The sequence below is a fragment of the Acinetobacter sp. MB5 genome (genome assembly GCF_003261585.1).
Classification (GTDB): domain Bacteria; phylum Pseudomonadota; class Gammaproteobacteria; order Pseudomonadales; family Moraxellaceae; genus Acinetobacter.
The window spans coordinates 502200-521565 of sequence record NZ_POVU01000002.1 but is presented as its reverse complement, the minus strand read 5'-3'; the positions used below and the strand labels follow the sequence as shown (position 1 = coordinate 521565).

General features: G+C 41.8%; 18 protein-coding genes. 11 read left to right on the top strand and 7 right to left on the bottom strand.

The window, feature by feature from the left end:
- Both omp38 (C1A47_RS05140) and omp38 (C1A47_RS05135) read left to right on the top strand, forming a co-directional pair.
- Positions 1 to 1066, top strand: a 1066-nt coding sequence (gene omp38, locus C1A47_RS05140; RefSeq protein ID WP_171294332.1) for an outer membrane protein Omp38, incomplete at its 5' end; no start/stop codon positions are given.
- 539 nt (positions 1067 to 1605) lie between these two features.
- The gene (omp38, locus tag C1A47_RS05135) at positions 1606 to 2682 is read left to right on the top strand and encodes an outer membrane protein Omp38 (protein ID WP_111893049.1); all 1077 of its coding nucleotides are present in this window, start codon (positions 1606 to 1608) and stop codon (positions 2680 to 2682) included.
- A 42-nt stretch (positions 2683 to 2724) separates the two neighbouring features.
- Here omp38 (C1A47_RS05135) and C1A47_RS17730 read toward each other — a convergent pair whose 3' ends face one another.
- From C1A47_RS17730 to C1A47_RS05115, 5 genes are all read right to left on the bottom strand, one after another.
- Positions 2725 to 2886: a hypothetical protein gene (locus C1A47_RS17730; RefSeq protein WP_171294331.1), complete on the bottom strand. Its 162-nt coding sequence runs from the start codon at positions 2884 to 2886 to the stop codon at positions 2725 to 2727.
- A 3-nt stretch (positions 2887 to 2889) separates the two neighbouring features.
- Positions 2890 to 4095: an RtcB family protein gene (locus C1A47_RS05130; RefSeq protein WP_111893047.1), complete on the bottom strand. Its 1206-nt coding sequence runs from the start codon at positions 4093 to 4095 to the stop codon at positions 2890 to 2892.
- Between the two features lie 259 nt (positions 4096 to 4354).
- Positions 4355 to 5821, bottom strand: a complete 1467-nt coding sequence (locus C1A47_RS05125) for an amino acid permease (RefSeq protein WP_111893045.1) — start codon at positions 5819 to 5821, stop codon at positions 4355 to 4357.
- Complete coding sequence (locus C1A47_RS05120) at positions 5822 to 6856, bottom strand: methyltransferase (protein WP_111893043.1); 1035 nt, start codon at positions 6854 to 6856, stop codon at positions 5822 to 5824.
- Between the two features lie 64 nt (positions 6857 to 6920).
- On the bottom strand, positions 6921 to 8294 hold the full coding sequence (locus C1A47_RS05115) for a uracil-xanthine permease family protein (RefSeq protein ID WP_111893041.1): 1374 nt from the start codon (positions 8292 to 8294) through the stop codon (positions 6921 to 6923).
- Positions 8295 to 8471: 177 nt separating this feature from the next.
- Here C1A47_RS05115 and typA point away from each other — a divergent pair, with 177 nt between their 5' ends.
- From typA to C1A47_RS05085, 6 genes are all read left to right on the top strand, one after another.
- Positions 8472 to 10307, top strand: a complete 1836-nt coding sequence (gene typA, locus C1A47_RS05110) for a translational GTPase TypA (RefSeq protein WP_111893039.1) — start codon at positions 8472 to 8474, stop codon at positions 10305 to 10307.
- Positions 10308 to 10534: 227 nt separating this feature from the next.
- Entirely contained in the window at positions 10535 to 10969 is a 435-nt protein-coding gene (gene mscL, locus C1A47_RS05105; RefSeq protein WP_111893037.1) for a large conductance mechanosensitive channel protein MscL, read from the top strand.
- A gap of 105 nt (positions 10970 to 11074) precedes the next feature.
- The gene (locus tag C1A47_RS05100; protein ID WP_111893035.1) at positions 11075 to 11632 is read left to right on the top strand and encodes a thermonuclease family protein; all 558 of its coding nucleotides are present in this window, start codon (positions 11075 to 11077) and stop codon (positions 11630 to 11632) included.
- 361 nt (positions 11633 to 11993) lie between these two features.
- On the top strand, positions 11994 to 12557 hold the full coding sequence (locus C1A47_RS05095) for a Crp/Fnr family transcriptional regulator (RefSeq protein WP_111893033.1): 564 nt from the start codon (positions 11994 to 11996) through the stop codon (positions 12555 to 12557).
- Positions 12558 to 12627: 70 nt separating this feature from the next.
- A complete protein-coding gene (locus C1A47_RS05090) occupies positions 12628 to 13080 on the top strand; it encodes a GNAT family N-acetyltransferase (RefSeq protein WP_111893031.1) in 453 nt (150 codons plus the stop codon).
- Between the two features lie 275 nt (positions 13081 to 13355).
- Positions 13356 to 13703, top strand: a complete 348-nt coding sequence (locus tag C1A47_RS05085; protein ID WP_111893029.1) for a gamma-glutamylcyclotransferase family protein — start codon at positions 13356 to 13358, stop codon at positions 13701 to 13703.
- A 43-nt stretch (positions 13704 to 13746) separates the two neighbouring features.
- On the opposite strand, the gene C1A47_RS05080 is transcribed toward C1A47_RS05085, so the two are convergent.
- Complete coding sequence (locus C1A47_RS05080) at positions 13747 to 14031, bottom strand: peptidylprolyl isomerase (protein ID WP_111893027.1); 285 nt, start codon at positions 14029 to 14031, stop codon at positions 13747 to 13749.
- Between the two features lie 12 nt (positions 14032 to 14043).
- Positions 14044 to 14874, bottom strand: a complete 831-nt coding sequence (mutM, locus tag C1A47_RS05075) for a bifunctional DNA-formamidopyrimidine glycosylase/DNA-(apurinic or apyrimidinic site) lyase (protein ID WP_111893025.1) — start codon at positions 14872 to 14874, stop codon at positions 14044 to 14046.
- Between the two features lie 231 nt (positions 14875 to 15105).
- Here mutM and C1A47_RS05070 point away from each other — a divergent pair, with 231 nt between their 5' ends.
- Genes C1A47_RS05070 through C1A47_RS05060 form a run of 3 tightly spaced genes read left to right on the top strand, consistent with a single transcriptional unit; the run spans position 15106 to position 19321 of the window.
- Positions 15106 to 17214 carry a TonB-dependent receptor gene (locus C1A47_RS05070; protein WP_111893023.1) on the top strand — a complete coding sequence of 703 codons (2109 nt, stop codon included), beginning with the start codon at positions 15106 to 15108 and terminating at the stop codon, positions 17212 to 17214.
- Positions 17215 to 17238: 24 nt separating this feature from the next.
- Entirely contained in the window at positions 17239 to 18360 is a 1122-nt protein-coding gene (locus C1A47_RS05065; protein ID WP_111893021.1) for an NADH:flavin oxidoreductase/NADH oxidase, read from the top strand.
- A gap of 31 nt (positions 18361 to 18391) precedes the next feature.
- Positions 18392 to 19321: an AEC family transporter gene (locus C1A47_RS05060; RefSeq protein WP_111893019.1), complete on the top strand. Its 930-nt coding sequence runs from the start codon at positions 18392 to 18394 to the stop codon at positions 19319 to 19321.
- Positions 19322 to 19366: the final 45 nt, after the last annotated feature.

Genomic DNA, 19366 nt, shown 5'->3' with positions numbered 1-19366 from the left:
TCGTATTGCTGTTGCTACATTGCTTGCAGCTTCTCCATTTGTTGCAGCAAATGCTGGCGTAACAGTAACACCATTGTTACTCGGTTACACATTCCAAAGTACTCAACATAACAACGGAAGTGATCACCTTCTAAGCTCTAGTCAAGGTGAAGCACAAGACGATTTAGCAGTAGGTGCAGCACTGGGTGTTGAATTAACTCCATGGTTAAGCTTTGAAGCTGAATACCTTCAGGTGAAAGGCGATGTAGATGGTGCAGCTACAGCTGGTGCTGAATACAAGCAAAAACAAATCAATGGTAACTTCATTGCGACTTCTGATTTGATCACACATAACTATGACAGCAAAATCAAACCTTACGTATTGTTAGGTGCTGGTCATTATAAATATGACTTCAGTGGTTTAACGCGTGCGAATAACCGTGGTAACTCTGAAGCGGGTACTTTAGGTAACGTAGGTGCGGGTGTATTCTGGCGCTTAAACGATGCATTGTCACTTCGTACAGAAGCACGTGCAACGTATAACATTGATGAAGATTTCTGGAACTACACAGCACTTGCTGGTTTGAACGTTGTAATTGGCGGTCACTTGAAACCTGCTGCGCCTGTAACAGAAGTACAACCAGTTGAACCAGCTCCAGTTGTTCAGCCAGCTCCACAAGAGTTAACTGAAGACTTGAACATGGAACTTCGCGTGTTCTTTGATACCAACAAATCAAACATCAAGCCACAATACAAACCTGAAATTGCAAAAGTTGCAGAGAAACTTTCTGAGTATCCAAATGCAACAGCGCGTATCGAAGGTCACACAGACAACACAGGTCCACGTAAGTTAAACGAACGTTTATCATTGGCACGTGCAAACTCTGTTAAAACAGCGCTTGTAAATGAATACAACGTAGATCCATCACGTTTGACTACACAAGGTTTTGCATGGGATCAACCGATTGCTGACAACAGCACAAAAGAAGGTCGTGCAATGAACCGTCGTGTATTTGCGTCAATCACAGGTAGCCGTACTGTACTTGCTAAACCAGCAGCAGAACAACCAGCTCCAGCAGCTCAATAATTTGAGTTGATGTGTAAAAAGCGGCTCTCTTGAGCCGCTTTTTTATTAGGATATAAACTTGAATTTATGTTGAATAAACCTAAATCGGCAAAATAATCATGAATTGTGTTAATTAGAACTAAAATAAATTTATTGCTTTTACAAATATAGGTGGAACTTGTGATTGTTAATATAAATATTGGGTTTAAATATTGCTAATAATACGATTATCGATAGCTTGTTATTTAATATTAACCGATTGTTTTTTAATTTTATTTAAAATTAATTATTCTTTTTCTGATGAGTTTTAGGCTGATTAAAAATAAGTTTTAAGAATCTGTTTTGTGAATGTATTATTATACAATAAGAATGATGTAATTTTAATTGAATGGCTCATATGTAAAAAATATGGTCATAGTCATGTTATTAGCGTTTAAATTTATTGAATGAGCTTGTATCATACATGCTCGTAACTTTAAAAGACTGAGATGTAAGAATATCTCAGAAAGTACATAATTTAGGTTATACCTGAACATAATTGTTTTCTCTGGAGGATATCCATGAAATTGAATCGTATTGCTGTTGCTACATTGCTTGCAGCTTCTCCATTTGTTGCAGCAAATGCTGGCGTAACAGTAACACCATTGTTACTCGGTTACACATTCCAAAGTACTCAACATAACAACGGAAGTGATCACCTTCTAAGCTCTAGTCAAGGTGAAGCACAAGACGATTTAGCAGTAGGTGCAGCACTGGGTGTTGAATTAACTCCATGGTTAAGCTTTGAAGCTGAATACCTTCAGGTGAAAGGCGATGTAGATGGTGCAGCTACAGCTGGTGCTGAATACAAGCAAAAACAAATCAATGGTAACTTCATTGCGACTTCTGATTTGATCACACATAACTATGACAGCAAAATCAAACCTTACGTATTGTTAGGTGCTGGTCATTATAAATATGACTTCAGTGGTTTAACGCGTGCGAATAACCGTGGTAACTCTGAAGCGGGTACTTTAGGTAACGTAGGTGCGGGTGTATTCTGGCGCTTAAACGATGCATTGTCACTTCGTACAGAAGCACGTGCAACGTATAACATTGATGAAGATTTCTGGAACTACACAGCACTTGCTGGTTTGAACGTTGTAATTGGCGGTCACTTGAAACCTGCTGCGCCTGTAACAGAAGTACAACCAGTTGAACCAGCTCCAGTTGTTCAGCCAGCTCCACAAGAGTTAACTGAAGACTTGAACATGGAACTTCGCGTGTTCTTTGATACCAACAAATCAAACATCAAGCCACAATACAAACCTGAAATTGCAAAAGTTGCAGAGAAACTTTCTGAGTATCCAAATGCAACAGCGCGTATCGAAGGTCACACAGACAACACAGGTCCACGTAAGTTAAACGAACGTTTATCATTGGCACGTGCAAACTCTGTTAAAACAGCGCTTGTAAATGAATACAACGTAGATCCATCACGTTTGACTACACAAGGTTTTGCATGGGATCAACCGATTGCTGACAACAGCACAAAAGAAGGTCGTGCAATGAACCGTCGTGTATTTGCGTCAATCACAGGTAGCCGTACTGTACTTGCTAAACCAGCAGCAGAACAACCAGCTCCAGCAGCTCAATAATTTGAGTTGATGTGTAAAAAGCGGCTCTTATGAGCCGCTTTTTTATAGCCAGTTTTTAGATTTGAGTTCACATTTCATCGCTTTTCGATCGCGACGGTGTTGTGCTCTAGGTTTTTCACTGTCATGCATACCACCTTTCTGTAAAAGCGGTGAGAGCGCAACAGGATTACGTGCTTTAATCTTTGGCATATTTTTAAGTTTCATTATTTAACCTTTAATACATAAGATTTGTTTTAAGGTGTGTACCACTTCAATCAAGTCACTTTGATAAGCAATAACTTGGTCGATATCTTTATACGCACTTGGAATTTCATCAATCACATCAGTGTCTTTACGACATTCAATACCTATTGTTTGTTCAATTAGGTCTTGCTGATTAAATAAAAGCTTGGCTTTACTACGACTCATTTTCCGACCTGCACCATGTGAGCAAGAACAAAAGGACTCAGGATTACCTTTACCTCGTACAATGTAAGAATGGGCACCCATTGAACCAGGGATAATCCCGAGCTCATCTTCACCCGCACGAATCGCACCTTTACGTGTCACAAAGACATTTTCTCCAAAGTGATTCTCCTGACTGACATAATTGTGATGGCAGTTAATCGCTTCTTTGGTCATCTGAAATGACGGTAAAATTGGACGAATCGCTTCTAAAATGAGGCGCATCATTTCACGTCGGTTTTCATAGGCATAACTTTGTGCCCATTCCACCGCTTCAACATAATCATCAAAACTGGCCGAACCTTCTGCAAAATAGCTCAAGTCTTTGTCTGGAACATGTCCGAAACGATGCTGCGCTTCTTTCTTGGCTAGTTCAATGAAATAAGTGCCGATTACATTGCCCAAACCACGGCTACCCGAGTGCAGCATGATCCAGACATCCTGATTTTCATCGAGGCATAACTCAATAAAGTGATTGCCGCCACCGAGAGTGCCTAGCTGTTTTTGCCATGTGGCATCAAACTGTCGAAGCATACGCACCAAGCCTGAATGTTTAAGTAAAATGGGTTGTAAGCGTTTCTCAAGTGGTGTCAGCGTGGATGCCTTCGCTTTCACTTGCTTATGCATGTTAAAACCAACAGGCACTTTACGTTCAATTGCATGGCGTAATGGCGATAAATTATCGGGTAGCTGATGGGCTTTTAGATTCAGGCGAATGGCGTTCATGCCACAGCCAATATCTACCCCAACCGCAGCAGGAATAATCGCGTGCTTGGTTGGAATTACGCTGCCCACGGTGGCGCCTTTACCAACATGGACATCGGGCATAACTGCAATGTGTGAGTGAATAAATTGTAGTTGTGCCATTTTGCTGAGCTGTTCGATACTGTCGTGATCGATGTCTTGGGTGAAAATTTTCACAGGCACGCCAAAGTGCCCCTCAGCATTTAAAATTTTTTGAATGCTCATTTAGATGATTCTCAAGTTATTTTTGTTTTTGTCCGAATTTTAGGTATAAAAAAACCTAGCGAATGCTAGGTTTTTGCATTCGGACAGATGAGATTTGTACACCTGTCCGTGAGACGACATCGTGCCAAATCGATTAGTGTTTTAAGCTCGCTAGTACTGGCATGATGTCCTCCTCAATAAAGTCTATCCTGTGAGGATAGTGCCGAAATTCAATATCGGCGAAATAATAATCCTAAAAAATCAAATGTCAAGCGAAGAATTAATCATCATCCTGCATTGGTTTAACATCCATCTTGTCGTAAGGGATGAGTTTGGTCTTGTAAATCCACTTGTAACTGAGCCAAACCACCAAAAATAATGGCAAGGTAATATAGGTTGCAAGGAGGCTTAACCAGTCAATTTTTTCTCCAAGCAAAGCCTGATAGTTTTGCCCTAAGATAATGATTGAACACAGAATAAAAGCAAACCAAGGCGCAAAAGGGAAGAATTTAGCACGGTATGCTAAATTTTCTAATTTGTAGCCTTGTGCGATATAACCTTTACGGAAACGGTAATGTGAAATCGCAATACCTAACCAGACAATAAAACCACACATGCCTGACATATTCAGTAGCCAGTTGTAGATTTCCTGTTTACCCATAAAACTGGTGAGCAATGATAATGCAGCAATTGCAGTGGTGGCATAAAGCGCACGCATCGGCACGCCACGACTATCGAGTTCAGCAAACCAACGCGGTGCACGACCTTCTTTCGCCATGTCCCACAGCATACGGGTCGATGAGTACATCCCAGAGTTACCCGCAGATAAAATTGCTGTCAAAATAACCGCATTCATCAGACCTGCAGCAAAGGCAAAACCAGCTTTTTCATATAGTAACGTGAATGGCGAAAGGGCAATATTGTTACTGCTTGCTGCTTGAATTAGACGTGGGTCATCATAAGCGATGAGTGTCCCAATGATGAAAATACACACAACGTAAAATAGTAAGATACGCCAGAAAATCTGTTTGATGGCTAAAGGAATAGTTTTTTGAGGATCTTTGGATTCACCCGCAGCAACCCCTACCATTTCAGTACCTTGGAATGAGAAACCAGCAATCATCGCAACGCCAATCATGGCTTGGAATCCACCAACAAATGGCGCATCTTTATGCGTCCAGTTGGCAAATGGCAGGGCATTGGGTGTCAGCATTACTTTTAAAATCGTGGCAAGACCAATCAAAATAAAGATGATGATGGCAACCACTTTGACCAGTGAGAAGACAAATTCACTTTCACCAAAACCTTTTACGGACATGGCATTGATCGCAAAAATAATGATCAGGAACAATAAGCTCCACCAGTAACCTGGAATTTCAGGGAACCAGAATGCCATGATCCACTGTGCTGCAACCAGTTCAAATGCAACAGTAATTGCCCAGTTGTACCAGTAGTTCCAGCCGAGTGCGAAACCAAAACCTTCTTCAACGTACTTATTACCATAGGTAAAAAATGCACCTGAAGTTGGATTGTGTGTGGCAAGTTCACCGAGACTGGTCATTAAAAAGTAAATCATAATCCCAATCAGGACATAGGCCAATAATGCGCCTCCAGGTCCTGCGGTACTAATGGTTGAGCCTGAAGCTAAAAACAACCCTGTTCCGATTGAACCACCAATCGCGATCATATTCAGATGGCGAGCACCTAACCTGCGTTGTAAGTGCGCATGTTCATTCATTTCGCTCATCTAGTTTCCTTGTCTGTTTGCAGTTGCACAGGCATATAACACCTTAAAGCCTTGTTGATCAGCTTTCGTGTCGCAATGCCCGAAATGCTGCTCAATTAAAGTCGGATAATTTAAAAAACGGTTGGCTACAATCCAGAGCTCGCCTTGCGCTTGCAAGTGACGCTTGGTCTGTTTGCACAAATCTTCACTGACGGTATAAGACGTGTGAATACCCTGATGAAATGGCGGATTACTCACTAAAGCATCTAAATCTGTCGGGGCATCCTGAATGCCTGTGACCGCATGGGTTTGCACTTGTGATTCGGGAATCGCATTATGCTGACAGGTCAATGCTGTCGACTTTAATGCAAATGCATCGACATCAAGCGCATGGATCACATTCAGTGGATTCAGCTTTGCCAAATAGCAGCTAATAATGCCTGCACCGCAGCCAAAGTCGGCGAGTTTACCCGATTTTACTTGGTTGAGGTATGGCAAAAGTACGGCTGTTCCGACATCCAAATGATCTTGACTAAACACCCCAGGCAGGGCGCAGATTTTAAGTTGTTGTTCACCAACTTGAATGTCATAGGTTTTCAGCCATACTTCTAGTGGTTTAAGTGTTTCTTGTTGTTGTAAAACCAGTTGCCAGAATTGGCAATGACGAGCGCTGTCGAGTTTGAGTGTTTTGCCATAAGCTTGGAGCTGTTTGGCTGCACGTTCTACGCCACCTTTTTTCTCACCCACCAAGAAAATGGATTGTCCAATCTGCATATGACTGGCGACTTGATGAATAATATAATTCAGCAACTCTTTGGATTTGGGAACAAAAATCACAACCTGATCAAAAGTCTGCGCTGGAAATTCAATCGAAAAATGGCTGTCTAAACCTTGTGCCAAATGCGCTTGATGATCAGCAAAATTCCATATCCAGATACAACCCTCTACACTGTCTTTGAGTTCAGTGAGCAATTGATCTTGAGGTGCATGAATAAATAACACACGACCTTTGAGTTGGTCTTGTTGACGCAAGACGACTTCACTTCGAGGATCCATGATGACACCCTACAAAAATAAAAATGTCCAATCCGCAACAGGGATTGGACATTGTTTTAAAAAATTACTGCTCTGACTGTTCAGGCAAAATTAAATTCAATAACAGTGCAGCAATACCACCTGTCGCCACACCAGAACTGAAGATATTTCGCATAAGTTCAGGCATATGCTTTAAGAAATCAGGAACTTGTGCAACGCCAAGACCAAGTGCTAAAGAAATTGCAATAATCAGCAAGGCGCGACGATCCAGTTTAATTCCTGCCAAAATATTAATGCCCGATGCAGCGACTGCGCCAAACATCACCATGACTGCACCACCGAGTACGGCTTCAGGGACAGCCTGTACAACGCCTGCAATTTTTGGGAATAAACCGAGTAGAACCAACAATGCTGCAATCCAAATCCCGACATAGCGGCTTGCGACACCTGTCAATTGAATCACGCCATTATTTTGGGCAAACACCGAACTTGGGAAAGTATTGAAAATCCCTGCAATCAGTGAGTTAAAACCATTCACCAGTACACCGCCTTTAATACGCTGCATCCACGTTTCGCCAGTCACAGGCTGTTTGGAAATTTTACTGGTTGCAGTAATGTCACCAATCGCTTCAAGTGAAGTGACCAAGTAAATAAAGGCAAACGGTAAAAACAATGACCAGTCAAAACTGATCCCAAAATGCAGCGGTGTTGGTAACTGAAAAACGGGGGCTTGCTGGAATGCCGTGAAATCCAGATGACCCATAAAACCCGCCAAAATATAGCCAATCACCAAAGCCAGTAGAATCGCTGAGCTTCTAATCCACACCACAGGAATGCGGTTGAGCACGATGATAATTGCAAGGACGACACTCGACATGATCAGGTTATCGCTGTTGGCGAATGTCCCATTTGCCATCGCACCATAACCGCCACCCATACTGATCAGACCTTCTTTAATTAAAGTCAGACCAATCATCAGGACAACGACACCTGTGACGAGTGGAGTGATCAGTTTTCTAACCCACGGTAAAATACGTGATACACCCATTTCAATAAATGCGCCCGCAATCACCACACCAAAAATCGCAGCCATAACCTGCTGATAAGGCGTACCATTGGCAATCATCATGCTGCCAATCGCCATGATCGGGCCAATGAAGTTAAAGCTTGTACCTTGAACAATCAGTAAGCCTGCACCCAATGGGCCAACCTTTTTCGATTGCAAGAACGTTGCAATCCCTGAGATCACCAAAGACATCGATAAAATCATGGTGGTTTCATGGGCAGGAACTTTTAAAGCACCACAAATCAGTAAACCAGGCGTTAAAATCGGGACAAGAATCGCAAGAAGATGTTGTAAGGCAGCAAAGAATGCAATGAGCGGTTTTGGCTTGTCATCAAGCCCTAACAATAAATCGGGTTGAGAGTGGGAATGGGGTGAGTGATCTAAATCCGACATGGAATTTTGGGGAATATACTAAGCAAGATGCGGCTATTCTAATCGAGTTACATCCCTTTACAAACTAAAAATCGGTTTGACCGATGAAAAAAATGCTGCTGTCAAGAAACTGTCACTACTAAAATCTATATTTTTTCTGTATAATTTGCCCTCAAACTTTAGGCGTATCGAATTTACATGTCAGATATCAAAACTCTCCGTAACATTGCCATCATTGCGCACGTCGATCATGGTAAGACGACTCTTGTAGACAAACTTTTACAACAATCAGGTGCTCTTGGTGATCGCGCGGGCGAGATTGAGCGTGTAATGGATTCGAATGCGCTTGAATCTGAGCGTGGTATTACCATTCTTGCAAAAAACACTGCTATCACTTGGTTGGACAAACGTACAGATACAACTTACCGTATCAACATCGTGGACACCCCGGGACATGCCGACTTCGGTGGTGAAGTAGAACGTGTATTGTCTATGGTTGACTGCGTATTGCTTCTTGTCGATGCACAAGAAGGTCCAATGCCACAAACTCGTTTCGTAACGCAAAAAGCGTTTGCTCGTGGTTTGAAGCCAATCGTGATTATCAACAAAGTTGACAAACCAAGCGCGCGTTGTGACTGGGTAATCGACCAAGTATTTGACTTGTTTGATAACTTGGGTGCAACTGACGAACAGTTAGACTTCCCAATCGTTTATGCTTCAGGCTTACGCGGTGTTGCTGGTCCTGCACCAGAAGAATTAGCGGAAGACATGACTCCGTTGTTCGAAACAATTGTTGACATCGTTGAACCACCAGCAGTTGATGTTGATGGTCCATTCCAAATGCAGATTTCTTCACTTGACTATAACAGCTTCGTTGGTGTTATCGGTGTTGGTCGTATTCAACGTGGTTCAGTAAAAACCAATACACCTGTGACTGTGATTGACAAAGACGGCAACACACGTAACGGCCGTATCTTGAAAATCATGGGTTACCACGGTTTAGAGCGTATTGATGTTGATTCAGCATCAGCCGGCGACATTGTATGTATTACAGGTATCGATGCACTGAACATTTCAGACACCATTTGTGATCCGAAAAATGTTGAAGCATTACCTGCATTGTCTGTAGATGAACCTACAGTTTCGATGACATTCCAAGTCAACAACTCACCGTTTGCTGGTAAAGAAGGTAAATTCGTGACTTCACGTAACATCCGTGAACGTCTTGAACGTGAACTGATTCACAACGTAGCACTTCGTGTAGAAGACACTGACAGTCCAGACCGTTTCAAAGTTTCTGGTCGTGGTGAACTTCACCTTTCAGTTTTAATTGAAAACATGCGTCGTGAAGGCTTCGAGATGGGTGTTTCTCGTCCACAAGTGATCATGCGTGAAGTGGATGGCGAAATCCAAGAACCGTACGAAAACGTAACATTTGATGTTGAAGAACAACATCAAGGTTCTGTAATGGAACAAATGGGTAACCGTAAAGGCGAGTTAACCAATATGGAAGTTGACGGCAAAGGTCGTATCCGTATTGAAGCAACTGTTCCTTCACGTGGTTTGATCGGTTTCCGTTCTGAATTCTTGACCATGACTTCTGGTACAGGGATCATGACTTCAAGCTTCTCGCATTATGGTCCTGCAAAACAGGGTACAGTTGCGAAACGTCAAAACGGTGTGTTGATCTCTATGGTTAACGGTACTTGCTTGGCATTTGCATTGTTCACTCTACAAGACCGTGGTCGTCTATTTGCTGAACCACAGTTAGAAGTTTACGAAGGTATGATCGTGGGTATGAACTCTCGTTCAGACGACATGGTTGTAAACCCAACTAAAGCAAAACAATTAACCAACATGCGTGCATCTGGTACAGATGAAGCATTAACGTTAACACCTGCAGTTAAATTCACGCTTGAACAAGCTTTAGAATTTATTGAAGATGATGAATTAGTTGAAGTTACACCTAAATCAGTTCGTATTCGTAAGAAATTCTTGACTGAAAATGAACGTAAACGTGCTTCTCGTAGCTAATTGCTCTGAGTCGTAAAGATAAAGCCACCCAATCGGGTGGCTTTATTGTTTTGAGAAAATGAATCTGTATACAAGGTGAGTACATAGAGAAGATTTTTGTTGTAATACCGTGAATATTCAAGATTTTTTCATTAAAATTGCTAAATTAAATAGCACATTACATGATTTCACTCGGTCAATTGTCACCGAATAAATAACAACGTAAATAACCACTGGAGTTCTCATCCATGAGTATTTTAAAAGAGTTTCGCGAGTTTGCGGTCAAGGGTAACATGATTGATTTGGCTGTCGGTGTGATCATCGGTGGCGCATTTGGTAAAATTGTTGATTCATTAGTCAAAGACATCATTATGCCGATTATCACGGCAATCACTGGCGGTGGTGTCGACTTTACCCAGAAATTTATCGTGTTGGGTAATAATCCAAATAACCTGCAATCTTTAGCAGAATTGCAAAAGGCAGGCGTCAATGTTTTAACCTACGGTAACTTCCTCACTATTCTTATTAACTTTATTATTTTGGCGTGGGTTGTATTTATCATGGTCAAATTAATTAATCGATTGCGTCGTAAACAGGAAGCAGAGGCTGCTCCAGCACCTGTTGCAACGCCAGAAGATATTCAGTTGTTACGTGAAATTCGTGATGAGCTGAAAAAGAAATAATTGTTTTAATTGAAAAAGGGGGTATATTTACCCCTTTTTTTATGCCCATTTGAGTGTGTTACTGACTCGCAATGATGGCAGATGTTTCCTTGATATATTGAATAGATGATGATTGCTTTTGAACATTGGATAAAATGGTTACCGTGGATTTTTGCTGTTATTGCGCTATGGATGCTCTGGATTGCTGTTAAAAGGCTGAATGCCTATTTAAGAAAAGTCTTGAATCCATTTAAAAAAGGTCGTAAGTATCGCTGTCGGGTGCTGGCGATTATTGATGGTGATACGATTGACTGTCGGCGTATATTTTATTTCTGGCAACGTAAAAGAATGCGCTTAGCCTATGTTGATGCACCTGAATCTAAACAACAATTTGGCATTGATGCACAGAAATATCTTAAAAAAATGCTGCACAGACGAATCGTTACACTCAATGTTGCAGATAAAGATCGTTACGGCAGAGTTGTTGCAGATATTTATTTAGGGTGTGAAAGTGTCAGTGAAACCTTGATTAAAGATGGGATTGCATGGGTTTATGCAGATTATGTAAGGCATTCAAAACGCTTAAAATACCTCAATGAATTGCAGGATGATGCCAAAAAGCGTAAACGTGGTTTATGGAAACACAGTCAACCCATGAATCCTAAAGATTATAGACGTCGTTAATCATTAACGCTGTACTTAAGTGCGATTAATCGTACTTGGCAGTAAATAAAAGATCTATTCATTAGATCTTTTATTTCGCCTAATGAAAATAGATCGTTATCGTTAAATCATCACATCCATACAAGTGAGTCAGATAGGATGAGTAAGCACAGTAGGGGCATTAGAGTAAATGCTCAAGCCGTTTAACCTGGTTCAGGTCTGTTACTAAGATTCTTTACTTGAGCAGAACAAAGAACGGGTACGGCCATTCACATTGTCTCTGCATGATGCTGTTTCATCTTCATTGTTTTGGTCAGTTGATTATTATGATTCAACATTTCCAAAAGACTAGCTAAAGAAACTGACCTAGATACCACACATTATGTTTGACGCTTTCCAGCAACAATTACAACAAAATGACTTTACTCAACTAGAGATCGAGCAACTAAGGCATTCAGCAAAACAAATTGAATTACCGACGCGGCATATCTTGCTCCGTCAGGGTGAAGTTGCAAAAGAAATTTTCTTTGTACGCGAGGGAATCTGTCATGCTGTTTATCTGACGGACAAGGGTAAGGAGTTTAGCAAACAGTTTTATTGGGAAAGTGATTGGATCATTGGTTTTGAAAGCCTAATCAATCAACAACCTTCACCTTACCAGCTCGAATCTCTTACTCAGTGCTCTATTTTGTCTCTACCTATTGAAACATTAAGAACATGGCGTACGCAAAAGCACAGTATTTATCTCAAGCTGCTTGAAACGCAACTGATGTATAAGGAAAACAAAGAACGCTTTATGCTGATTTATACTCCTGAAGAGCGCTATGAGCTGTTCTGCCAACAGTATCCCAACTTGCTAGAGCGCCTCAACGATTATCAAATTGCGGCTTACCTCGGCATTACTTCGATTAGTCTAAGTCGTATCAAAAAGCGTAGCCAGAATTAACAATTGTTAATGCTCATATTCCCAAACCTTGCTACATTTCAGAGTTCATCCATAGCATAACAGCAATAGAATGATGACTTGGCAACTCAAATTATTTTCCCAACTCAGCACAATGCAGCTCTATCAACTCCTTAAACTGAGAGTTGATGTGTTTGTGGTTGAGCAAAAATGTCCTTATCCAGAACTGGATGGCAAAGATCACCTTCAAGATGTTTACCACTTATTGGGTTATCAAGGCGACACGTTAATCGCCTGCGCACGCTTATTGCCAAAGGGAGTGAGTTACCCTTCAGTCAGTATTGGTCGTGTGGCGATTGCAAAAGGTCATCGTGGAGGTGGTTTAGGGCATCTACTGGTACAAGAGGCTTTAGGTGCATGTGATCAGTTGTGGCCTAAAGAGTCGATTGAAATTGGTGCTCAAGAGCACTTGTCTAAATTCTATCAGCAGCATGGATTTATAGCGACCTCGGCGATGTATTTGGAAGATGACATTCCACATATCGATATGAAGTTGGAAAAATAATAGTAACTTTATCTGTAACTTATGTTTTGATGCTACTTCTCAGTATCGGTAACTTTACGACTTCACTTTTGATTGCTTGGAATTTTTTATGTCTCATGCTAAGTAGAATTGAAATGTATTCCATGTCATGCAAGATGAAGACAAAGAATTTATGCAAAATATTTATTCAATATAACAGCTCATATTATGTTGAATATGGCGAGTATAAAAAAATCTAGGTACTATCAAAAAAACTCTATTTGATGATCAGCGTTATTTTTTGATTGGATACTTTCATGAATCGATTATTTGCGTATGGTACGTTGCGCCCAGGACAACCCAATCAACATATTTTGGGTGATCTGGATGGCGAGTGGCAAAAAGCTTATGTGTGTGGGGTGGTGCATACGTTAGATTGGGGGCCTGATGAAGGCTTGCCCGCGTTGGTCATTGATGCTCAAGCAGCACAAGTCGAGGGATTATTATTTTCGAGTGAGGAACTGGCGCATCACTGGCAGATGCTCGATGATTTTGAAGGTTTTCAATATCAGCGCGTTATTGTGGATGTGGAATTGGAGTCAGGTGATATAGTCCAAGCATGGATTTACCAGATGCACCCGACTGCCAAATCTGAGCAGGGTTGAAAGTGAAGTAAGATGCCAAATCTGTATTTGGCATCTTACTAATTTAGAAGTCCATCCGAAACTTAATTTCAAGCAAATGAAAGCCAAACTGGCTTTTGATTGGCCCGTGTAAGATTCTTTCGGCTGCGCTAAAGACCAGTTTATCAATGACAGGCACAAGCTGTCCTTTTTTAACTTCACCCAGCTCACCACCACGCTTGGCAGAATTACAAGTTGAGTACTCTTTGGCAATTTTGGAAAAGTCTGCACCCGACTGAATCTTTTTCTTGAGCTGTTCAGCCAGTGTTTTATCTTTCACCAAAATATGTCGTACGATTGCAGTTTGCATAGTTTTAGCCTCCTAACCGTTTTGTTTTTCTATTTTTTTAAGTGGCTGGCACTGCGGACAGAAGACACTGGCACGCTGACCCAGCTTGATATTTTCTAGAGTTGTTTCACAGTTAACGCACATTTCGCCAGCACGCCCATAGGCGAGTAAGGTTTGTTGAAAGTAGCCATTTTCCCCCATCGCATTGGTATAGTCTCGTAAGGTTGAACCACCAAGACCAATAGCAAAACTTAAAATACGTTTAATTTCAACAACCAGTGCTTCAACCTGTTGTGGACTTAAACTTGAAGCAGGCTGGGCAGGGTGAATGCCTAAATTAAACAGGCTTTCGGTTGCGTAGATATTGCCTACACCTACCACGATATGATTATCCATAAGTGCAACTTTGATACCAACTTGCTTGGATTTGAGCTTGTCAGTCAGGTACGCTGCATTAAATGCGTCTGTTAGTGGCTCAGGCCCAAGTGGGTCAAGCAGCTTATGCTGCGAATCTGCATTGAGCCAGACGATGCAACCGAAGCGGCGTGGGTCATGGTAGCGTAGCTGATGTTCCCCAAAATCCAGAATGAAATGATCATGTTTACGCAGTTCATCTTGCGCCTTACAAATCCGAAAACTGCCCGACATCCCCAAATGCCATAACATGGTGTCGTGTTCAAACTCGGCCAGTATATATTTGGAACGTCGTTGTAACCCAATCAGTTTTTGACCTTGTAATTTGTCAACATCTTGCGGAATTACCCAGCGTAATTGAGGTTGACGCACGCGAACAGCTTGAACAGTTTGATGCAGCAAGGGTGCTAGACTATTTTTGGTGGTTTCGACTTCGGGTAATTCAGGCATAACGGGATAGTAACAACAACGATCAAACCCATACTTTAGCACGCACACTGAAACAGGTATATCCGCAACTTGTGTTCAGTGAAATGCATTACTACAATAGCCCCTATATTTTTATGATTTTGAACATCAATTTGTCAGGTTACTGACTTTTGGCACTCCACAAGCCTATTTTTGCTTGAACTTTTGAATGCCCACCATTGCTCTCCCTCCATAAGATTTAGGATGTAAATAATGCGTAATCTGCATGTTCATGTGACGGTAAAAAGCACGCTGTTGTTGCTCACAGCCTGTATTTGTCAAAGTCTTTATGCTGAAGATGATTCGGCAGTACAGGATTTGCCCACTATTAAAGTGGAGGCAACCCATACGGGTACCAGTTATGCGAAAACGCCAGCTTCGATTTTTCGTGTAGACGCGCCAAAGCAGCAGGAGAATATTGGTGTGAACCTGACCGAAGTGGTGAAGGGAATTCCAAGTTTACAGCTGAATAACCGTGAAAATTACGCGCAAGATTTGCAACTTTCCATGCGAGGTTTTGGTGCACGCTCGACCTTTGGTGTGCGTGGTATTCGTTTATATGTCGATGGTATTCCTGCCACCATGCCTGATGGTCAGGGACAAACTTCCAATATTGATTTAAAAAGCCTCGACCATTTAGAGGTTCTCACAGGCCCATTCTCATCTTTATATGGTAACTCGTCAGGCGGTGCAATTTTGGCAACGACCAAAGAAGGTCAGGGTCGAGACTCAGTAACCATGGGATATGCAGGGGGAAGTGACCAACGCAGCAATAGCTCAATTGTGCTGCAAGGTGGCGCACATGCGGAAAATGAACCGAGTTATGTGATTAGTTCATCTTACTTTAATACCGATGGTTATCGTGATCATAGTGCTGCGGACAAAGTGCTGAATAATGCCAAGCTGACATGGAATTTGAGCGATGGCAGTAAAATTAACTGGGTAACCAACTACGTTAAGATTAATGCCGATGACCCGATGGGGCTGACACGTGCTTTATGGGAGCAAAACCCAAAACAAGCCGTGAGTAATGCGGACACTTATAACACCCGTAAAGAAATTGAACAAACTCAAACAGGGGTGACGTGGACAAAACCCTTAGATGATCACAATGAACTGTATGCCATGACCTATATTGGAAATCGACATGTGACGCAGTACCAGTCAATTCCAAAATCGACTCAGGCCAATGTGAATCAGGCTGGTGGTGTGATTGATTTTGATCGTAATTATTATGGTGCTGATTTCCGTTGGACAGGCAAAGATTTACTGCCAAATACCCGAATTAGTGCGGGTGTTGCGCTCGATGCAATGGATGAAGACCGGAAAGGTTATGAAAACTATGATGCTGCAGGCAACTATGGTGTCAAAGGCAATTTACGCCGTAATGAAGACAATACCTTGTGGAATATTGATCCATACTTGCAAGCATCTTGGCAGTTTTTACCGACTTGGCGTTTAGATACAGGTGTTCGTTACAGCAATGTGCATTACAAGTCAGATGACCATTATTTAAGTAATGGTGATGATAGCGGTAAAACGGAATATGCTAAAACCTTGCCTTCAGCGACTTTAAGCTGGCAGATTTTACCTGAATTGTTGGCTTATGCCAGTTATGCCAAAGGTTTTGAAACCCCAACGTTTACCGAAATGGCTTATCGACCAGATGGGGCAGCAGGGTTTAACTTTGATTTAAAACCTTCAAGCAGTGATAACTATGAAGTGGGTTTGAAGTCTGAAAATCCTTGGGGATATTTCACCTTGGCAGCCTTCCAAATTAACACTAAAAATGACATTGTGTCGTATGCAACGGTGAATGGTCGGGCAACTTATCAAAATGTTGATCAAACTCAGCGTAAAGGTATTGAGTTTTCATGGAATAAAAATCTGTGGCGAGATTTAAAAGCGCAGGCCAGTTACAGCTACTTAGATGCAACCTTTGATGCAGATTTCACCTCATCATCTGGAACGGTCAAAAAAGGGAATTCAATTCCAGGCATTGCAAAAAATCAGGCTTTTGCACGTTTAGCTTGGCAGCCTGAAACTGGGGCTTTTGCAGGTGTTGAAGCACATTATATGGATAAAATCTATGTCAATGATGCAAACTCTGATGCAGCACCAAGCTATACCGTTGCGGCCATAGATGTTGGTTACAAGTGGAAAATGCAGGACTGGGCAATCAATACTTATGCCCGTGTCGATAATTTATTTGACCGAAATTATATTGGTTCAGTGATTGTGAATGATGGCAATGGACGGTATTTTGAACCAGCAGAAGGGCGCAATTGGAGCGCAGGTCTAAGTATTACCAAACAATTTTAATGAAACAGGGGAGCAGTTTTTTAAATGTCAAAATTATTTGAATCAATTCAGTTTGGTGATCTTGCACTAAACAACCGAATTATCGTTGCACCCATGTGTCAATATTCTGCGACTGACGTAGGTGAAGTGACTTATTGGCATGAGCAACAATGGGCAAGTTATGCGTTGTCAGGTGCAGGCTTATGTATTGTTGAAGCAACGGCTGTACAGGCTGAAGGTCGGATTAGTTATGCGGATCTCGGTTTGTGGAATGATCAACAACGCGATCAAATTAAGACATTACTTCAAAAAGTGAAAACACTTTCTCCAATGCCGTTTGGTGTGCAGTTGGCACACGCAGGTCGTAAAGCTTCAACCGATAAACCTTGGTTAGGTCGTGGGCAATTTGCACCTGAACATGCGCATGGTTGGCAAACTGTTGCACCAAGTACAGTGGGATTTGCTGAAAAAGACCTTGCACCACATGCTTTGACAATAGAAGAAATTCAGGTAGTGAAACAGGACTTTGTTGCAGCAGCGCAGCGTGCTGTTGATGCAGGTTTTGATTTGATTGAACTTCATGCAGCTCATGGTTATTTGTTGCATCAGTTCTTGTCACCATTGTCGAATCAGCGTGAAGACCAATATGGCGGCAGCTTGGAAAATCGCATGCGTTTGACTCTTGAAGTGCTTGCTGAAGTTTTGGAAGTTGTACCACAAGGATTCCCCGTTGGCGTACGTCTTTCTGCAACCGACTGGATGGAATCACAAGCAGATGCTAGCTGGACACTAGAATCGAGTGTAGAGCTTGCCAAGCAACTTGAAAAAGTGGGCGCAGCTTATGTGCATGTTTCAAGCGGTGGTTTGCATGAAAAGCAGCAGATTGATATTGAACCGAACTATCAGGTTCCTTTTGCTGAAGAAATTAAACAACACGTCCAGATTCCTGTCATTGCGGTGGGATTGATTACCGAAGCACAGCAAGCTGAATTGATTGTGCGTCATCATCAGGCAGATGCGATTGCGGTTGCTCGTGCGATATTATATGACCCACGCTGGCCGTGGCATGTGGCTGCATCTTTGGGTGAGAGTATTCAGATTGCACCACAATATTTGCGTTGCCAGCCACATGGCTTTAAAAACCTATTTCATGTCTTTGAAATCTAATAACGTAATCTAGCATTCAGGTGATGATGTCTTGATTTTTGATATCTTACTGCCTATGTTTTTGCTCATGGGCGCAGGGTATTGCAGTGTCAAGTTGGGCTTGCTCACCATTGAGCAAATTAAGGGTTTAGGCAGTTATGTGATTAAAATCGCGCTACCAGCTCTGATCTTGCATGCATTAGCCAGTAAAAACCTTCACGAAATTTGGTTGCCGCCTTATTTATTTGCTTATGCGGGTGGCTCGCTGTTGGTTTATGGTTTGGCCTATTGGATTTACAAACATCATTTTCGATATAGTCTGACTCAGTCGGCAGTCATGTCGATGGGTGGAGCGATGTCCAATACAGGATTAATAGGAAGTGCAATCTTACCTTTAATCATGCCACTGCATGCGGTCGTGTATTTATCATTGACCTTGATGATTGAAAATCTGGTTATGATTACCATGGTTTTGCTGTTAGCTGAAGCAGGCTTACAAGTCCAAAACCGTACATCTTCCATGTTAATAAAATCATGTACGAGTTTGATTAAAAATCCCCTGGTCATTGCTATTGTACTCTCCATGATCGCGGTGATTTTTCAAATCAAACTCCCAGCACGGCTAGATGATTTATTAAATGTATTAGGCAAGACTGCACCGCCACTTGCACTGTTCGTGATTGGTGGAAGCTTGGTCACATTAAGCTTGAAGGCTTTAGATAGACAGACAGCCATACTTGCATTGCTGAAAACGATCTTGATGCCGAGCATTATTTTCAGTCTATTCTTTTTGATGCCACAAGCTTCGGTCACACTTGAAATGCAACATGCAGCGACTTTGATTGCCGCTTTACCCATGCCAATCGTGTTTGGTCTTTTAGGACAAGTCTATGGTTTGGAACAACGAGCGATTGCTGCACTGATGTTAAGTACGATTTTGGGGTTTATAGGAATCAGTATACTGATCGCTTTCTGGTGGTAGATTGACCAAAGAAATGCGCTTGGTTTACTATGCTTCGCATATTTT